Source organism: Micromonospora sp. CNZ296 (assembly GCF_007827635.1).
This window is the reverse complement of record NZ_VISW01000004.1, coordinates 71,869-88,060: the sequence shown is the minus strand read 5'-3', so window position 1 is coordinate 88,060 and position 16,192 is coordinate 71,869. Positions and strand designations below refer to the sequence as shown.

Annotated in this window: 19 protein-coding genes, 1 tRNA gene and 3 pseudogenes; 7 read left to right on the top strand and 16 right to left on the bottom strand. The window is 72.4% G+C overall.

Going from position 1 to position 16,192, the window contains the following annotated elements; genetic code table 11:
- Positions 1 to 462 precede the first annotated feature (462 nt).
- Together FB455_RS08435 and FB455_RS34725 are read left to right on the top strand one after the other, a co-directional pair.
- Positions 463 to 1,056 (top strand): hypothetical protein, encoded by a 594-nt coding sequence (locus FB455_RS08435; protein WP_145752803.1) that lies wholly within the window; start codon positions 463 to 465, stop codon positions 1,054 to 1,056.
- Positions 1,057 to 1,058: 2 nt separating this feature from the next.
- Positions 1,059 to 1,163, top strand: a pseudogene (locus FB455_RS34725) (hypothetical protein); the annotation flags it as partial.
- Between the two features lie 119 nt (positions 1,164 to 1,282).
- Here the strand turns inward: FB455_RS34725 and FB455_RS08425 are convergent.
- A tRNA-Arg gene (locus FB455_RS08425) sits at positions 1,283 to 1,358 on the bottom strand.
- A 170-nt stretch (positions 1,359 to 1,528) separates the two neighbouring features.
- Here FB455_RS08425 and FB455_RS08420 point away from each other — a divergent pair.
- On the top strand, positions 1,529 to 2,263 hold the full coding sequence (locus FB455_RS08420; protein ID WP_145752801.1) for a hypothetical protein: 735 nt from the start codon (positions 1,529 to 1,531) through the stop codon (positions 2,261 to 2,263).
- Between the two features lie 63 nt (positions 2,264 to 2,326).
- On the opposite strand, the gene FB455_RS08415 is transcribed toward FB455_RS08420, so the two are convergent.
- Positions 2,327 to 3,343 (bottom strand): alpha/beta hydrolase, encoded by a 1,017-nt coding sequence (locus FB455_RS08415; RefSeq protein ID WP_186461514.1) that lies wholly within the window; start codon positions 3,341 to 3,343, stop codon positions 2,327 to 2,329.
- A 153-nt stretch (positions 3,344 to 3,496) separates the two neighbouring features.
- Positions 3,497 to 3,907, bottom strand: coding sequence for an HPF/RaiA family ribosome-associated protein (locus FB455_RS08410; RefSeq protein WP_013288112.1), 411 nt, complete (start codon positions 3,905 to 3,907; stop codon positions 3,497 to 3,499).
- A gap of 285 nt (positions 3,908 to 4,192) precedes the next feature.
- On the opposite strand from FB455_RS08410, the pseudogene FB455_RS08405 reads away from it, so the two are divergent.
- The 3 genes and pseudogenes from FB455_RS08405 to FB455_RS08395 all read left to right on the top strand — a co-directional run.
- A pseudogene (locus tag FB455_RS08405) lies at positions 4,193 to 4,360 on the top strand (single-stranded DNA-binding protein); the annotation flags it as partial.
- A 19-nt stretch (positions 4,361 to 4,379) separates the two neighbouring features.
- Positions 4,380 to 5,903: a recombinase family protein gene (locus FB455_RS08400; protein ID WP_145752799.1), complete on the top strand. Its 1,524-nt coding sequence runs from the start codon at positions 4,380 to 4,382 to the stop codon at positions 5,901 to 5,903.
- Positions 5,904 to 6,102: 199 nt separating this feature from the next.
- Complete coding sequence (locus FB455_RS08395) at positions 6,103 to 6,477, top strand: hypothetical protein (RefSeq protein WP_145752796.1); 375 nt, start codon at positions 6,103 to 6,105, stop codon at positions 6,475 to 6,477.
- A gap of 21 nt (positions 6,478 to 6,498) precedes the next feature.
- Here the strand turns inward: FB455_RS08395 and FB455_RS08390 are convergent, their stop codons facing one another.
- The 13 genes from FB455_RS08390 to FB455_RS08330 all read right to left on the bottom strand — a co-directional run bounded on the left by FB455_RS08390 (position 6,499) and on the right by FB455_RS08330 (position 15,371).
- Positions 6,499 to 6,798: a hypothetical protein gene (locus FB455_RS08390; RefSeq protein WP_145752794.1), complete on the bottom strand. Its 300-nt coding sequence runs from the start codon at positions 6,796 to 6,798 to the stop codon at positions 6,499 to 6,501.
- Positions 6,795 to 7,163, bottom strand: a complete 369-nt coding sequence (locus FB455_RS08385; protein WP_145752792.1) for a hypothetical protein — start codon at positions 7,161 to 7,163, stop codon at positions 6,795 to 6,797. The genes FB455_RS08390 and FB455_RS08385 overlap by 4 nt, the downstream gene beginning before the upstream one ends.
- Positions 7,164 to 7,657: 494 nt before the next feature.
- Positions 7,658 to 8,386, bottom strand: a complete 729-nt coding sequence (locus tag FB455_RS08380) for a hypothetical protein (protein ID WP_145752791.1) — start codon at positions 8,384 to 8,386, stop codon at positions 7,658 to 7,660.
- Positions 8,387 to 8,467: 81 nt separating this feature from the next.
- Positions 8,468 to 8,752 carry a hypothetical protein gene (locus FB455_RS08375; protein WP_145752788.1) on the bottom strand — a complete coding sequence of 95 codons (285 nt, stop codon included), beginning with the start codon at positions 8,750 to 8,752 and terminating at the stop codon, positions 8,468 to 8,470.
- A gap of 175 nt (positions 8,753 to 8,927) precedes the next feature.
- A complete protein-coding gene (locus FB455_RS08370; RefSeq protein ID WP_145752786.1) occupies positions 8,928 to 9,137 on the bottom strand; it encodes a hypothetical protein in 210 nt (69 codons plus the stop codon).
- Positions 9,138 to 9,408: 271 nt separating this feature from the next.
- Positions 9,409 to 9,615 carry a hypothetical protein gene (locus FB455_RS08365; RefSeq protein ID WP_145752784.1) on the bottom strand — a complete coding sequence of 69 codons (207 nt, stop codon included), beginning with the start codon at positions 9,613 to 9,615 and terminating at the stop codon, positions 9,409 to 9,411.
- Positions 9,612 to 10,535, bottom strand: coding sequence for a hypothetical protein (locus FB455_RS08360; protein ID WP_145752782.1), 924 nt, complete (start codon positions 10,533 to 10,535; stop codon positions 9,612 to 9,614). The genes FB455_RS08365 and FB455_RS08360 overlap by 4 nt, the downstream gene beginning before the upstream one ends.
- A 911-nt stretch (positions 10,536 to 11,446) precedes the next feature.
- A complete protein-coding gene (locus FB455_RS08355; RefSeq protein WP_145752780.1) occupies positions 11,447 to 13,210 on the bottom strand; it encodes a type IV secretory system conjugative DNA transfer family protein in 1,764 nt (587 codons plus the stop codon).
- Positions 13,207 to 14,028 (bottom strand): DUF2637 domain-containing protein, encoded by an 822-nt coding sequence (locus tag FB455_RS34720; RefSeq protein ID WP_486481512.1) that lies wholly within the window; start codon positions 14,026 to 14,028, stop codon positions 13,207 to 13,209. The genes FB455_RS08355 and FB455_RS34720 overlap by 4 nt, the downstream gene beginning before the upstream one ends.
- Positions 14,025 to 14,204 carry a hypothetical protein gene (locus FB455_RS08345; protein WP_145752778.1) on the bottom strand — a complete coding sequence of 60 codons (180 nt, stop codon included), beginning with the start codon at positions 14,202 to 14,204 and terminating at the stop codon, positions 14,025 to 14,027. Before FB455_RS08345 ends, FB455_RS34720 begins: the two co-directional genes overlap by 4 nt.
- Positions 14,201 to 14,446 carry a hypothetical protein gene (locus FB455_RS08340; RefSeq protein WP_145752773.1) on the bottom strand — a complete coding sequence of 82 codons (246 nt, stop codon included), beginning with the start codon at positions 14,444 to 14,446 and terminating at the stop codon, positions 14,201 to 14,203. Before FB455_RS08340 ends, FB455_RS08345 begins: the two co-directional genes overlap by 4 nt.
- Positions 14,443 to 15,069, bottom strand: a complete 627-nt coding sequence (locus tag FB455_RS08335; protein WP_145752771.1) for a helix-turn-helix domain-containing protein — start codon at positions 15,067 to 15,069, stop codon at positions 14,443 to 14,445. The genes FB455_RS08340 and FB455_RS08335 overlap by 4 nt, the downstream gene beginning before the upstream one ends.
- Positions 15,066 to 15,371: a hypothetical protein gene (locus FB455_RS08330; protein ID WP_145752769.1), complete on the bottom strand. Its 306-nt coding sequence runs from the start codon at positions 15,369 to 15,371 to the stop codon at positions 15,066 to 15,068. The genes FB455_RS08335 and FB455_RS08330 overlap by 4 nt, the downstream gene beginning before the upstream one ends.
- Positions 15,372 to 15,476: 105 nt before the next feature.
- Here FB455_RS08330 and FB455_RS08325 point away from each other — a divergent pair.
- A pseudogene (locus FB455_RS08325) lies at positions 15,477 to 16,157 on the top strand (single-stranded DNA-binding protein); the annotation flags it as partial.
- Between the last annotated feature and the right edge of the window lie 35 nt (positions 16,158 to 16,192).

Sequence of the window (16,192 nt, the reverse complement as noted above, 5' to 3'; positions counted from 1 at the left end):
CAGCCGTAGTCGTAGCCGAGGTGGTCCAAGCGACTCCGGAGCCAGGTGCGTTTCCGTCCTGACGAGCCTCGCCACACGTACCGCAGCCCGTCCGCGGCGCGGTGCCGCCGTCCGTGTGCGAGGTATCCGGGCAGGTTGTGGCAGAGATCAGCCAGTTCATTGATCCGATCACAACGCTTGGCCAGTGCTTCTGGTGACCGGTCCCCGATCGCGGGTGACGTCTGGGAACGGATCTCGATGAACGCCAGGTGTAGCAGCATCGCCACCGCCTCCCGGGTGACTGCCTCTGGTGGCTCATGCACAGACATGGGTTGTGCCTCCCGGCGGACGGAATCAGTGCTGCGGGTTGTTCTGCTGGAGATCGCGCGGGCCGTCATGGACGATGCCGCGAAGCGCCTCTCGGGTGGTCTCGGCTGTCCGGCCGGCCGACGGGTAGCCGCTGAGAGCCCTAGGCTGACGCCCATGTCGGCCGAGCACAACGTGATTGAACTGGACGACCACGATCGCCAGTCGGCGGGCCGCACCGCCCCTGTCCGCCTCGTGGCCAAACGGAGGCGGAATGTACGGCTTGTGGCTGCCTTCGTGGTCGGTGTCGTGCTCGGCGGCATCGGTGCCGGTGAACTGCGAGACTCGCGGGAAGAGCGAGAACGGAACGCTTCGGTTTCCCTCGTGGCCTTTCCTGCATCCGTCGGTAGCGGGGGTTCGGACGCCACGGGCATCCTCCGGATGGACGGGCAACTGGCAGTGATCAACGCTGGCCCCGCGCCGATCACAGTGAGTTCGGCTACCGGTCAACGACCCGCCGTCCAGGTCCATGACACCGGCCAGTCTCGGCTGCTGCGCCCTGGCGGTACCGGCTGGATCAGCGTCAAGCTGCGCATCGAGTGCACTCTCGCCTTCGGGAGCGAGCCGTTGTCGATACGGTTCTCCGTCCAGACTGCCGATCGACAGGTCAGAGAGGTCAGCTACCCCGTCGCCGTAGCGGGAAGCGCCTGGCATCACGGGGCTGAGCGGCCATGCGCGGGCCTCGCTGATTCGGCAATGTATCGCGACTAGCGCTGAAGCGGATCGACCGGACCTGGCACAAGATCCGGGCGGCGGCCGGCCTCGACTGGCTGCGGTTGCGCAACCTGCGGCACGCCTGCGCGACGTTCCTGCTCGTCTCCGGTGCCTCGTCCCGGACGGTGATGAAGGTGCTCGGGCACAGTCAGATCGGGCTGACGACGTGGGCCGTGGTGGTCGATTCGACCGAAAGCGCCAAGTCGCCGAACTGCGATGACGGTGGTGCGCCCGGCAGGATTCGAACCTGCGGCCTTGGGATTAGAAGTCCCCTGCTCTATCCGCTGAGCTACGGGCGCGCGCCGACGGTCGTCGCGCCAAGAGGGTACCGCCGCTCCCCGCGTGCCCGGGGGTACGGGTCGGCGCGTCCGTTCCGCCCCTCAGCGTCCCACGCCGGGGCCCGGACCGGCACCACAGTTGCGGCGGGTCCGGCGCGGGCCGGGCGGGACGCGATCCGTACCCTCGTCGGATGCTGCTCGACCAGGAAACCGAGAACGAGATCGTCTTCGAGCTGTGTCAGCTCCTCGGACGGGCCATCCTGCCCCTCACCGGCTCGGACGGCCCGGGCACACCGCCCGGCGTCCTCGGCACCGCCTTCTTCTACAGCGAGCTGGTCGGCGCCACCGACGACGGCGAGGTCGCGCACGAGTGGCTGCTCACCGCCGACGCGCTCACCGACCGCGCGTACGGCGAGATCGGGTTGCGGCCGAGTGTCACCGACCCGGCCGAGGGGGCGGACGAGCCGATCGACCTGCCCGGTTTCGCCGACCACTGGCTGCACCTGCCGGAACTGGGGCTCGCCGCGATGCCGACCGGCGGTCTGCACGGCTGGGCCGACGACCGGGGCTGGCGCTGGCGTACCCAGCATGTCACCGAGGCGGTGGCCGCGCCGGCCGACTCGGTCGCCCGGATCGGCGCGGCGCCCGCCTCGGCGTTCGTGCTGGCCCTGGGCGTCGGCGACGGCGGGGCGCGGCCGTTGGAGGCGGTCGTCGAGCGGGTCGCCCGCGACGGCGGCGAGGTGCGGGTCACGACGGAGCTGCCCGCGGGCTACGTGGGCGCGCCGGTGTTCGCGGTGGAGGCCGGGCCGGACGGCGGGCCCGCGCTGCGTTGCCTGGGCCTGGTGCTGCCGCCGCAGGGCGGTGGCCATCCGATCGCCACGTTCGACCGGATCCGCGCCGCGCTCACGGCGGTCGTCGCCGACTGAACCGGCCGTCCGCGGCGGGACGGCCGACTGAGCCGGGCGTCCCGGCGGCGGGACGGACCGGCCTCAGCCCTCGGCGGCCGCGTCGGCCGGCCGCCGCGGGGCCGGCGGTGTCGTGGGCTCCGGCTCGGTCGGCCCGGCGCGCAGGAATCCCTCCGCCCACCGTCCGACCTCCGCGAAGACCTTCTCGCGTACGCCGGGACTGGACAGCGTGAGGTCGTGCAGCCCGCCGTCGAAGCGGGCGAGCGTGACGTGCCGGCCGAGGCGGGGCGCCCAGCGCACCATGTGCTCGACGTCGAGCACGGCGTCGGCGCCGGTCGCGCTGTCGTGCCACTTCGTGCCCCGGAAGCTGCGCGTCGAGCAGGCGAGCAGCACCGGCACCGGGATGTCCAGCCCGGCCCGCAGGCGGCGCTGACCGGCGCGGATCGCGCTGATCCAGCCGGCCCGCACCGGGAACCCGGCGAGCGGCTTCCAGGCCAGGTCGTACCGCCACTCGCCCCGGTGGTCGGCGTGCAGGCTCTCGCCGTACACGGTGCCCAGACCGAACGGCAGCACACGCTGCGGCGCCCTGCGGCCCAGGCGGGAGACGGCGGCCGCGAGGGGCCGGCGCACCATCCAGGGCGCGTTGATGTCGAAGAAGGGGCTGTTGAGCACGATGCCGTCGACCAGGCCGGTGTCGCGGCGGTCGTGCGCCCACAGCGAGATGATCAGGCCGCCGGTCGAGTGGCCCATGGCGAGCAGGGTGTCGTGGCCCTCCTCGGCGCGGATGATCTCAGCGGCGGCGTCCAGCTCGGGGAAGTAGTCGCTCAGGTCGCGGCAGAAGTTCGGGGTCTGGTGCGGGAGCAGGCTGCGGCCGTACTTGCGCAGGTCGAGCGCGTAGAAGTCCCAGCCGCGTTCGGCGAAGAAGTCGGCCACGTGGGTCTGGAAGAAGTAGTCGACGAAGCCGTGCACGTAGAGCACGGCGCGGCCGGTCGGGCGGTCGGCGCGCCGCCGCACCAGGGTCGCGACCACCGGCCCCTCGTCGTCGGTGCCCAGCTCGATCGTCCGCCGCTCGTAGGGGGCGCCCAGCACGTCCGGTTCCACGACCGCGACGGTACGCCGCCTTGCTACCCGGCGGTAGGGGTGCTGGGTTGTAAGGAGGGGGCCCTTGTTAACGCATCCGGTAGAGGAAGGGCCCCTTGTTAACAAACGGCACGGCCCGCCCGCCGTCACCGTGCGGGCGGGCCGTGCCGGACTTCAGACGGTCTCGGCGTCCTCGCGCTCGGCGTCCTGCAACGGGGTGCCCTCAGGCTGGTCGACGGCGCGCAGGTGCTTGTTGTGGCGCGGCTCCTGCCGGGTCTTCGCGTCGTTGAGCTTGCGGCGCAGGTCGTCCCGGACGTCGTTGAGCGCGGCGTGCAGATCCTCCTCGGTCGAGGTGGTGACGATCTTCTGCCGCCCGGCGACCCAGCACTCCAGGGTCACCTTCTGGCCCCGGGCCTCGCGGTCCTTGACGGACACCTCCAGCTCGGTGGCGTCGGCGTGGAAGCCGGCGAGCCGGGCGTCCAGGGTCGCGAACTGCTCGGCGATCCAGTTGCGGTCGCCCTGGGAGAACCCGGCGCCGACCCGCAGGCACTCGGCCACGGTCGCGGGGTTCGCCACGGCGCTCATCGCGCTGCCTCGTGGACGTCTCGGAGAAGCATGGGAGCTCCCTTTCTCTCGGTTGATCAAGTACTTACCCAACCGGCGGGATTCCGGAACGCCTGCTTGCCGGTTCCTTTCGATCATGCGTCGCCGCAGGTCAGGCACGTAGGGCCGGTCGGCCTAGCAGATCGGGACCTTGATCAGGTGGTTGTCCACAGGGCGGCCCGTCGTCCACAGGTCCGAGCCGGCGGGTGGTCCGGGCCGGGCGACCGGCCGACGCTCACCGGGACAAGTCGATCCCTGGGAGGGGCGATGTTCGATACGTACGTGACGATCGTCGGCAACGTGCTGACCGCGCCGGAGTGGCGCCGGACCACGCAGAGCGGAACGCTGGTGGCCAACTTCAAGGTCGCCTCGACCGCCCGCCGGCTCGACCGCGACAGCGGCCGCTGGGTCGACGGCAACAGCCTTCGGGTACGTCAACGTACCATGTCCCACTATGACGACGGCGATCATCTACGTGCGGCTCTCTTCCCACCGGGGCGACCTCGATCCGTCGACCTCCCCCGCGCGCCAAGAGGAGGCGTGCCGCGCGTACTGCACGGCGAAGGGCTGGGACGTTCACCCCGTCGTCGTTCGCGACTTGGACGTGAGCGGGTCCGACAAGGGTCTGAGGCTCGACCGGCCGGGCCTCGGCGAGATCCGCGAGCGGTGGGGCGAAGTCGACGTCGTGATCTTCGCGAAGCTCGACCGACTCGCGCGGAACGTGGTCGACTTCCGGGCCTTCGCCGAAGAAGCCGAAAGGAACGGCGCCGCGCTCGTATCCGTCGCCGAGTCGCTGGACATGACGACGATCTCGGGGAAGTTCGTCGCAACCATCCTCGCGGCCTTCGCCGAGATGGAAGCGGCCACCATCGCCGAGCGGACAACAGAGGGCATCGCGAAGGCGCGGAAGCTGGGCCGGTGGGCTGGCGGGGCCGCCCCGTACGGGTATCAGGTCGCCCCGGCGGCCGACGGCCCCGGCTACGTCCTCGCGCCGGACCCCGAGGCGGCGGACGTCGTCCGCGAGGCGGCCGAGCGGGTCCTGTCCGGGGAATCTCTCTACCGGATCGCCCATGATCTCAACTCCCGGGGCGTGCCGACCCGCTCGGCACGGTTGATCGCCGAGGGGCGGACGCGACGGACGAAAGCCGCGCCGTGGTCGACGCAAGTCATCGCGCAAATGCTCCTGAACCCGGCGACCGTCGGCCGGTCGGTCTACCGGGGCGAAGTCATCCGCGACGCCGACGGGATGCCGCGACAGTTGTGGGAGCCGATTCTCCCGCTGGACGCTTGGCACCAACTGCGGGCGACGCTCGCGGCGAACGGCGATGGCGTAGAGGGTCGCGGCCGACGAATCCGGGCCGCCCGGCTGCTCTCCGGAATCGCCCATTGCGCCGGGTGCGGCCGGAAGCTCTATGCCTCTTCGCGGAAACACCCGAGCGGAACCACCGTCCCGACATACACCTGTGCGGCGCGGCGTAACGGTCAGGGGTGTAAGGGCGTAGCGATCACAGCCGAGATGACGGAGGAGGCCGTAACGCGCCAGTTTCTTGACATGGTCGGCGGGTGGCCGGTCGTAGAGACGGTCATGGTCGCGGTTGACGACGGCCGGCGCGCGGACGTAGAGGCCGGAATTGCCGACATCGCACGCCAACTGACCGAGCGCGGCGCGGACGTGGCCGGGCTGGCGGCCCGCCTGGCCGAGTTGCACGCGGCACGCGAAGCGCTGCCCGCGACGGCCGCAACCGAGGTCCGCCGGGTCGAGACCGGGCGCACGTTCGGCGAGGAGTGGGCGGCTCGGGACACCGACGGACGGCGGGCCCTGCTCGCCTCTGCTGGCGCACGGGTAGTCATCCACCGCGCGGCGGTGCGTGGACGGAAGTTCTTCGATGAGTCGCGGATTGACTTGCAGTTGGGCCAGTTCGCCGACCCTGAGGCCCAGCGGCTCGCCGAGATCGCGGCCGAGGATGCACACCACTGACATTGACGGGCAATGCGACCATGTCGCGGTGGCGAACTTGCTTGCGTGGTATGGGGCGGCCGTATCCACTGCGTCGATATTCGTTGCCTATATGGCTTGGCGTAGCGCGGGCCCGCGCACGAAGATCCGCGCCTTGGTTGCTGAGGACACAGAGGGCCGTCACCTGCACGTTTCAGTGAGCAACAGGGGGCGAGCAGACGTGACGATCGACGATCTGTGCGTCGTGATGGAACGCGGAACGACGAACCGATTTAGAGACGGCTTCTTCCGTCATATTTCAACTGAAGTGTTGGAGGGTGCCGACTTGCCCTACCGCCTGTTAAGTGGTTCGTCTGCCCACTGGTGCTTGTCTTCCGTACCTCTGGATCAAGAGCTTGGCCGTGAGTTGGAGCCGTCGGATTGGGCGGAGGTGGTAGCCACCACAGCTCACGGCTCCGTGCGCACGCGAGTGAAGGTCGCGCGGCCGGGTTTCCGGCGAATCGTCCTGCGGGCTGCGGAATGGCTCGGCGACCTTCCGGAGCGTCTGGATGCTTTGAGCGAACGGCTGCGCGAAGAGATGCGGCGCTCTAGGTAGCACGCGCGGCCCGGTAGGCGGTCACTCGGCCATCCACGGCCCGGCCGAGTAGTCGACCCCGCCGAGGCGTGCGTGGACGTCCTGGCGCAGGGCGTCCCGGGCGTGAGCCCGCGCGTAGGTCCGGAACGCGACCAGGGCCACGGCCCGATATCCGTCCGCGTGCGTGTAGGCGTACGACCAGGCGGCCGACCACAACGCCGAGGCCGTCCAGCCGGTCGTCGGTCGGCGCGCGTAGTCGGAAGGGTCAAAGTCGGGGTAGCTCTCGATCGCCACGGCCAGGGTTACCGGCCTCGCCGGGCGCATCGTGGCGCGGCGGCTCACCGGCTCTTCCTCCACCGGGCCCCGGCGAGGGCGCGGCCCGCGTTCGTGCTCGGCGGGTCGTCGCCGAGGTTGACCCCGACAGCCTTCATTGCGGCGATCGCGGCGGTGCGGGCCTGGCGGGCGGTGTCGGCGAGCGGGTTAGCCACGGGCGCACCCCGGTAGCCGGTCACTAGCCACTGATCGCCGATCGCCTCTTCCGCGCGGTCGGCGAGGGTTACCAGCTTGACGGCCTGGACCAGGGCCCCGAAGCCGATGGTCGTGATGGTCTCGCCGTGGTTGGTCAGGATGTCCTCCCACAGGTCCAGGGCGTCGGGCGTGAGGTCGGCGGGCGGGTCGGGGATGGGTCGGGAGTCGCTGTCAGTCATGGAAACCTCCGGGAAGGGCTTGTGACGGGATCGGCGATGCGCTCGTCCGGTGTCAGGCGCTATGTCGCTTAGGTGGAGGGAAGAGGCTTAAGGGGGGGCATAGCCCAGGGTCTATGTCTAGTTACTCTCTGCGGTCGACGTCGTGTCGCGGTCGCGACGCAACGCAGACAGGAGCGCGCGGGCCCATGCGTCCCGGTCTCGGGCGGGCGGGGCGTAGGCATGGCCGGACCGGTCGGGGAGGTGGTCCGGGCACGCGGCCACCGGGACGCCGTCGACCAGGACCACGCCGGACGACGCGGACCGACACGGCCGACGAACAGGCCCCATGCCGCAGCGGTAGCCAGCGGCGCGGCGGACGGCACGGGCGCGGGACAGGCGGCGGCGGGTAGCGCGGGAGGGGGCGGGGGTGGAGCTGAACATCGAGGGCCTTTCGACAGGGGCGGGGGACGGCAAGGGGCCCCCGGGTCAGTTCCCGAGGGCCCCCGTCGGTTCGGTCAGTTGTCGGCCGTGCGCCGGGCGTCGGCCACAGCGCGGGCGACGCGGTCGTCCCCCGGGATGAACGGGTCGCGGGCGATCAGATTCCCGGGGACGCCGGTCGCGACGGTTTCGACGTCCTGCCACGACAGGGCGATCCGGTTCCCGAGGCCGGGCCGGTTCTCCGGGTGCGCCCGCTGTACCGCGTTCCGGTGCATGTCGAACGCGCGTCGCTGCTCATTGGTCGTGTCGCTGCGGGTCGACCGGAGGTAGTCCAGCCGGAACAGCAACTGAGACAGGCCGTCGGCCTCGTGGTAGGCGGCCCGGGCCTCGCGGAAGGCGCGGGCGGCGGTCTCGGCCAGGTCGGGGACGCGCGGGGCGACGATCGGGCGCAGGCCCTCATGGTTTGCCGGGATGCTGGCCTCGTAGGCCCGGGCGGCGGCGTACGCCTTGTTCCGGGCGTGCCAGACCTTCTGCTCGCCCTGGCGGATGCGCTCCTCGGTGATCTCCTGCGAGATCGGGGCGGGCGGCTTCTTGCCGTCCCGGATGGCCCGGGCGATCGCGGCGCGGTTGTCGTCCGCTTCGTCGCGGATCACGTCCACGGCGTCACGCTCGGCCAGGGTCGCGGCGTTCGCGGCGGCCAGGGCCTCGGCGGCCTCGCGGACGGCAGAGGGACAGTCGGGATGGGCGATCACCCAGGCGGGAATGGAGTAGTCGGGCTCGACCAGGTCGCCAACGGTGGTGGGCATGGTGGTTCTCCTCAGGGTTGCGACGCCCGCCAGGCGGGGCGCTGGCGGGGCGGGGTTAGGGGTACGGGAAGGGCGGAAAGGTCAGGCGGCCTCGGGCGGCTGGACGCTGAATCGCCAGCGGTAGCCCTTCTCCGACCGCCCGGGCTCGACGGTGCGGGTCGCGTAGACGCCCCACGTTCCGGCGAGGACAGGCGCGGCCAGGCTGACCGCGAGTGCCACGTCCTCCGGGGCGTACGGGAAGCCGGTCCGGGCGGTCAGCTCGCGAGCCACGCGGGACCTAGTCAGGTGAACCTTCCCGGTCTTCGACGCGGCCACGTACTCGGCGAGGATGCGGGCGGGCTCGGGGCGGCGGGCGGGCGTGGTCACGGACGGGCCTTCCGGGTCGGACGGTGGGGGCGGGAACAGATCACGCGAGGGCGGCCCTGGTCGTCGCGGGTTACCTGGCGTGTCGGCCGGCGGCACTCTATGCAGCGATACCGCGCGGCGCGGAGGACGCCCCATGCCTCGGCGTATGGGACCGGCTCGGGGTCGGCGGTGGCGTTCATCGGAAGATCCGCGCGGCGTCCCGCTGGACGGCGGCCAGGGCCTCGGCGTCGCCCGCGATGATCGCGGCGGTCTGGCGGGCCAGTAGCGCCAGGGCCTCGGCCCGGCGGCGGCGCCGGTGCCGAACCATCCGGCAGGCGGCGGAACAGGTCACGCGCTCGCGGCGGCCGGGCGTCATGGGCTGGGCGCATTCCGAACAGGCGGCCATGCGGTCCCTCCTTTCGTTGCGTTCGTGGCGTCTAGGCGCCTGAAAAAATCCCGGCGGCCGAGGCGGCTACCGGGACGCGGGATAGGGGCGGGGGCGGGGTCGACCAGGCCGGGGCCCGGACGCGGAGAGAGAAACGCGAACGGGCCCCGGCCGGGGAGCGCACCGGGAAAGGCGACCGGCGCGCGGCCGTGCTGCGTGGCCCCGCCTACGACGTCAGCACAGCCAGACACACGGCCCCGAGGTGACTCCCGGGGCGTGCGGGTTCAGAGGGTCACGCGGACCGACGGCGGGCCCGGCGGGCGGCCAGTTCGTCGCCAGGCCGGGAAGGGGTCGGCGTGGTCCTGGTCCCGGTCGTCGGCGTCGACTGACGGGCCAGGGCGTACGCGCCGAGGTGCGGGCGCAACTCTTCGTAGGCCAGCTCGGCCACGCGCTGAAGGACGGCTTCGGCGAACGCTTCGCCGTCGGCGCTGTTCATCATGCGGCTCGGGCCTCCTCTACGGCTGCGGCGGCGAGGTGTTCCCGCCGGACGATGCGGAGCAGAATCGCGCGCTGCTCTTCCCACGCGAGGCGGGCCACGCGCTCGGCTACCTCGGCGATCACGGCCGGTTCGGGGACCACGTAGAACCGTCCAGCCGAACGCCGGACAGGCTCGCCGAGGACGGACACGGCGACCGGGTGGAATCGGGGCCGGGTCACCTGGTCGTCCTCGGGGACCTCGGCGACATAGGACGTGTAAACGGCTGAGGTCTTGTAGGCGCCGGGGCCCACACGGTCGCGCCAGTCGGTACACCACGCCTCGGCGATCGCCAGGGCTTCCGGGGCCGGGGGTCGGCGTCCCTCGCGGGTCCGGTCGTACTCGGCGCGGCGCTCGGCCGACCAGCGGCCCGCCTCGGGCTTCCCGTCGCGATACAGGGTCACGCCGAGGTCAGCCATTGCGGGCAGCTCGGCGGCGACCGCGCGGGCGACCTCGCGGACCCACGGCGAGCGGGTCCCGTGCTCGGCCAGTCGCCGGGAATGCCGGGCGGCCCCGACAACCCCGTTGGACGCCGACCGGGGCGGCGCGGGCATATTGCAGACCACGTCGGCGACCAGGGCCACGAAATCCTCGGACGATACGTAGTCGGCCTTTGACGGGTCCTCGCGGCGGCGGCGGGCCAGCGTCCGGCGCTCGTCCATGCCGTTGACCAGGTGGGCCCGCTGGACGTGCCTACGCGCGAATAGCGGGACCAGGGCCCGGCCGAGGGCGGCGGCGCGGAACGGCTGAACGCGGGTCCCATAGAAGCCAGGGAGGCGGCTGAAACTCTCCTCGGCCAGCGACGGCCGGGAGGCGTAAAAGGCGCGGGCGAGGGCCGACAGGTGGTCGGCCGGGCTTGGTGGTGGCACGTCCTGGTCGGACATTCACACTCCTTGAGTCAGCGCCGGGGCGGCGCGGGGACGGCGGTCGGTGGGCAACCGTGGTGGGCCTCGGGGTAAGTCGTCCATCGGGGCGGGGCCTCCTCGGTGGGGCCTGCTTCGGTCTCTACAGGGCCTATGCGCCAGCGCTGGGTGACGCCGTCACGAACGCTTCATACGGCCTATGCGCCAGGGCTGGGAGACGCCCGCCGGGGTTGGCCGGGCGTAGGTCGCGCGACGGCCGCCTCATTACGGACGGTTCCGCCGGCCGTTGCAGGGCGTGAGTCGCGGGGCCGGTCGCGGCGGTGCGCCGGGGTGGCGGCGGCCTCGGAGCGTGGTGACATGTGATGCAACCACGCTGCGTTTCATCACTCCCCTATCTCTTGTCTAGAGGAGGAGGAAGAAGACTAGAGAGAGTTATAGGGGAGTGATGAAACGTAGCCCTGTTGCATCACATGTCACTCCTCCTCGGCTCGGCCCTTCCCGGCGGCCCCGCCCGTCCTCCTCGGCGGCGCCCGCCGACCCGGGAAACGCCGAACGCCCCGCCAGGGCACCGCACGGGGCGGCGTCCGGACGGGGCGCTCGGGGTCTTACTGGCGGCGCGGTTGCGCCGGGGTCGCTGGTGGGTCGGGGCCTGCGTCACTCATGCGGTCGGCCTCCTCGGGGCGTCGCGGTGTGGTCTCGCATGGCCTATGCGCCAGGGCGGCCCGGGGTGTTCAGGCCCTCCCGGCGGCGTAGGTAGGCGTCCCACACGGGCCACGCGGGGTCAGTCGGCCCGAGGTACACCACGCCGTCCCCAAGCGTCCCGTCCTCGGCCACGGCCCGCGCCGGGGCGCAGATCCGGCCGTCGGGCGTCCTGTGTACCAGGCAGCACCGGCCGTCGTCGTCGCGTTCCATATGGGGGACCTCCTCGGCGTTCACGCTGCGGACGATTCTCGCGGGGAGGCTGACCAGGCGGCCAGGTCTTCGCGGGCGTAGGCGTCGGCGTTGCCCTTCCGCGTGCGGGGCGAGGGAACGGCCCCGGTCCCGCGCTGGAGGCGCTTCCGGGCCGTTTCGTAGGACCAGGGCAACAAACCCTCCTCGCACGCCTCCCGCAACGTCAGGAAGTTGTCCCGCGCGGGCTTGATTGGCCCGCTGACCTGGTCTCGGGACAGGGACTCGGGACATGCGAGGGCCCGGGCCTCGGCGGCGGTCAGGTAGGCGACTTGCGTCTCCGTCGCCTGTCCGCCGGTCACCACCTGCCACCTGCCCTGAGTCCGGGAGGGCCGAGGCATCGCCGCCTCGGGGACCAGCATCTTCCACGCGTTGACCGTGAACCGGGCCAGGCACCGCACGCCGAACTGTTCCCGGGCCTCGGGTCCGCCGATGGCCCGCGCGGTGAGGAGCTGGGCGACCGCGAGCACGTTCACCTTCGCCGATCGCCCCATTAGCAGGATGTCCGCCAGGGCGGCGACGGCCGGGGACCGTTTCGGGTCTCCCTTCCCGCGTACCTCGGCCCAGTAGTTCGCGAGCTGGGCGAGGCCGCTGTTCAACTCCTCGAAGAGGACCAGGACGCGGGGACCGGGGTCCCATCCTTCCGGCTCGTGTAGGGCGAGCGTGTTTCGTTCGTCGGCCAGGGCGGCGGCCCGGACCAGGGCCTCATGCATTTCCGCCGGGCGAACGCAGTAGTCCACGTTCGCCAGGCCGAGGAGGGCGCGGTGACTTCCCTTGCGGTCCAGCACAATCACGCGACCGCCACGGGCGAGGACCTGAACGGCGACCAGGAGGGCGAAGACAGACTTCCCGGCCCCGGTCCCGGCGCTGACCGCGATATGTGGCGAGTCGTCGGCGAGGGAGATCGTCACCGGCCGGTCACCGGCCCCGAGGCCGATGAAGAACTCATCCTCGGCCAGGCGGGGGAAGTGTGCGGCGACCTCGGCCAGGCCGACCCGCGCGGGCGGGCGCTTACGGACCGTCCAGCGGGCAATTACCCGCGGACCGACCTGGTCCCAGGTCTCGACCAGGTCCGACACCGGGATCTTGCTGGTCACGATGGCCGACACCAACTGGCGCTGTTCCTTCGTCAGGTACGGCGTGTCGGTGACCAGCTCGATACGGGGGCCCTGGTCCTCCTTACCGGGCCGTTTAAACACGTCCAGCCGGGACGTGACCGGCCGGGCCGCCCGCTGGACGGCCCATGCGGCCCGCTGGACCCGCTCGGGTAGCCACCGGACGACCGGCTCTAGGTTCTCCCCATACCAGCGCCGGACGGCCTCCTCGGCGGGCGACAACGGTCGGGCCAGTCGCGGCGCCAGGTTCCCGAGGGACGGGTCTACGTGCAAGCGGACCTGACCCGGCTCGCGGCCGAGGGCCGGGGCCAGGGCCGCCAGCGTCGGCGTGACGTACTCGCGGCGGAAGCGCCGGGCGACCAGGCGACGACGGGCCCGGTAGGCGGCCACGGCGGCGGCCGTCCCGAGGGCGGCCCCGGCCTGGCCCGGGTAGGCGGCCGTCACGGCGGCCACGGCCGGGACGCCGAGGCGGACGGCCTGACGCTGGTAGCCGGTCCAGCGGCCACGGCCACGGGCCCGGTACGGGTAGCCCTCCCGGCCCGTAAGGGGACGGCCGGACACGTACCGGTAGGCGACCCGGGTCACGGTGTGCTTCCGGCGCAGTCGGCGGATGGCCCGCTCTAGCTCGGTCACGCGGTCACCCCCGCCAGGTCGGCCCGGACGGCGGCCAGGTAGCGGCGGGCCGTCCTCGGTGCTCGGCCAATCTCGGCGGCCACGTCCTCGGCGGTCACGTCGGGCCGGTCGGCCACGATCGCCGCCACGCGGGCGGCCATGCCGTCGGTCGTGGTCGTGGCCGTCCGGCGAGGCCGGGGCGACGTCGGCCGGGGCCGGTGGTCATGGGCGGCCACCGGGGCGGCCGGGGCATCGTGGGCGGCCTGGTCCTCGGCGACCGTGACGGCCGTCGCCGTGTCGTCAGCGGCCCGCCCCTGGTCCGCCAGGGTGGCCGTGTCCAGAGTGGCCGTGACCTGCGGCCGGGCGGTGTCGGTCGTGTGGCCGTCCGCCCGGGCGGCCGTGGCCGTGGCCGAGGTGGGCGCCGGGGCCGAGGCGAAGACCAGCTTGACCAGGGCCATAAAGGCCAGGGCCGGGACGGCGGACAGGAGGCCACCGGACACACCTGGCTTGGCGACGGCCAGTTGCGCGGCCAGGGACAGACCGGCGGCGGCGATCAGCAGGCCGAGCGGGTAGCCCGTCGGACGGCCTGCCCGGCGGCGTCGCCGAATGTCCAGGAGGGCCGCCACCGGGACCAACTCGCTGATGCAGGCGTTCGCCCAGCCGAACCAGTCCGGCGTACCGGCCGGGCTGTTGGTCATCGTCCAGTCGTGGACGTGTGTAAACGACGCCGCCCCGGCGGCCAGGCCGACCACCAGGAGGATCGCGACCAGGACGACGGACTCGGCGCGGGCGGCACGGTTACCCGGAGCGTTACGGCCGACGATTCGCTGAGTAGTCATCGGGTGATCTCCTGACGGGCGGCGGCTTCGCGGCGGGCGAGGGTCTGGCGGACGACGGCGGCGGCCTGGTCGGCGTGGTCCTCGGCGGACCGGTGGGCGAGAGCGAACGGGGCGAGCATCACGGCGGGCCCGCCGAGGAGGACGGCGGCCAGGGCGTAGACGGCGGTCGGGGTCACTTGGCGCCTCCGGCGGTCGGGAAGCGGTAGACGTAGCCGCAGCGGCGCGGACGTGGCAGGAACGCGCGGGTGCGGTGCGGGGCGTAACCGGCGGTCTCGATCGCCGCGACGGCGTGACCGGCGTGTGGGTCGCAGGCGTAGACGACGGCTTCCAGCGACCCAGCACCCGACGTGGCGTAGACCTCGATTCGGGCGCGGGCGACGTCGCCGCAACCGACCCAGACGAACGGACGCGGGCTCATCGGTCACCCGCCAGGGCCTCGGACCGGCAGGGGGCGCAGTTGTGGGCCGGGCTACCCCGGTGCTTCTGACAGTGCGCGGCGGCGGGGTTGGTGGGGAGGGCTGCGCCCCGAAGGGAGCGCGGGCCCTTTTGGTTATTGATGGTTAAGGACGGTTCGTAGGAAGCACGCTTCCGGCCGTTCGGTACTGCACTTCCGGCCGCTCGGTACTGTGCTTCCGCCCGGTCCCGGACCGGGGGGAAGTCAGCTTCCGCCCGGTTATCCACAGGCTCCGGGGCCTCGGTCGGGCGGCCGGACTGCGGCTCCGCGAACGGGTCCAGGGCCGTCGGGAGCGGTCGGCGACGCTCCATCGCGAGATCCCAGACGACCGGACGGCGGTCCGCCGGGAGGAAGATCGCGTGACGCTGGTCGCCGCGCCGGATCAGGCCGAGGCGGGCCAGCTCGGCGAGGTCGTTCCGGACAGCCCGGACCGACTTCCGGGCGTAGAACGCCAACCGCTCCTGACTCGGGAACGCCGCACGGCCGTTGGCGTGCGCGTGGTTGGCGAGGCCGAGCAGGACGGCCAGACAGGACGGGGGAACGTCCGGGGCGTCGCTGAGGGCCCACGCCACGGCCTCGATGCTCACCGGGTCACCGCCAGGGCCAGGACGTCGGCCAGGCGCAGCACGGGCACGCCGTACAGCTCGGCGTGCGCGACTTCGAGGGTGTCTCCCGCGCCCGGCAGGTACGCGACGGCGGCGGCGGCCTCGACGGCGGTCAGGTCGTCATCGACGCGGGCGAGGAGGTCGTCAGCGTCCAGGGTCGGAGTGAAGTCGGGGGTAGCGACCTCGAAGCCAGCGGCGGCCAGTTCGGCGGCGGCGAATTCGATGCGCTCAACGTCGGCCGCGTGACCGGCGACGAAGATGCGGGGGCGGGTACGGTTTTGCATGGGTCGCCTCCTGGGGCGATCAAGGCCCCGGATCACAGACGTTGGCGCGTCTGCCGGGGCCGTCTTCAGTTGACGGCGCGGGTCGTGTGGCACTGCCTCAGGACCCGCGTGCGCGTCAACTGCTGGCGCCGCCTCGCCGAGGGGGTGGCCGCCTCGGTGGCGGTCGGTGATCCGGTGATCTTCGCCGGGCGCCTCTACACCCGGGACTGGACCGACGAGGCGGGCACCCACCGCACGCTCTACGAGCTGGAGGCGGTCGCCGTCGGGCACGACCTGTCCCGGGGCCGCGCCCGCTTCCTGCGCAACCAGCCCCGCGCGGCCACCAGCACGGTCGAGGACGCGGAGGCCGAGCAGCGGGTGCACGGCGAGGCGACCGAGCCGGTGCCTGATGCCCAGGCGCCGGCGACGTTCGACGACCGGCCCTTCGACGACGACTTCCCGCCGTCGGAGTACGGGGGCAGCCGGGTCGGGCTGGTCGGCACCGTCGAGCGGGTGGGCGAGCCCGACCCGTTCGACACCCGGCCCGGTGCACGGGCCACCGACTACGACCGCGGGCCGGGCGGTCCGGAGGAGGACGAGCTGGGCGACACGGAGGACGACGGGCCGGTCACGTCCGAGGACGACGAGCTGGGCGAGGTCCCGCCCTCGGAGGTCGACGGATCGGGTGCTTCCGGGCCGGGTGGCTCCGGACCGGGTGAGGGCGAGGCGGGCGGCGCGAGTCCGGGCGGGGCTGCCGGGACCGCGTCGGAGCGCCGTGGCCGGCGGCGTACCCCGGTGCCCGCCTGACCCTTCGTCCGACGGGGGCGCGGGGTGGTGACGTC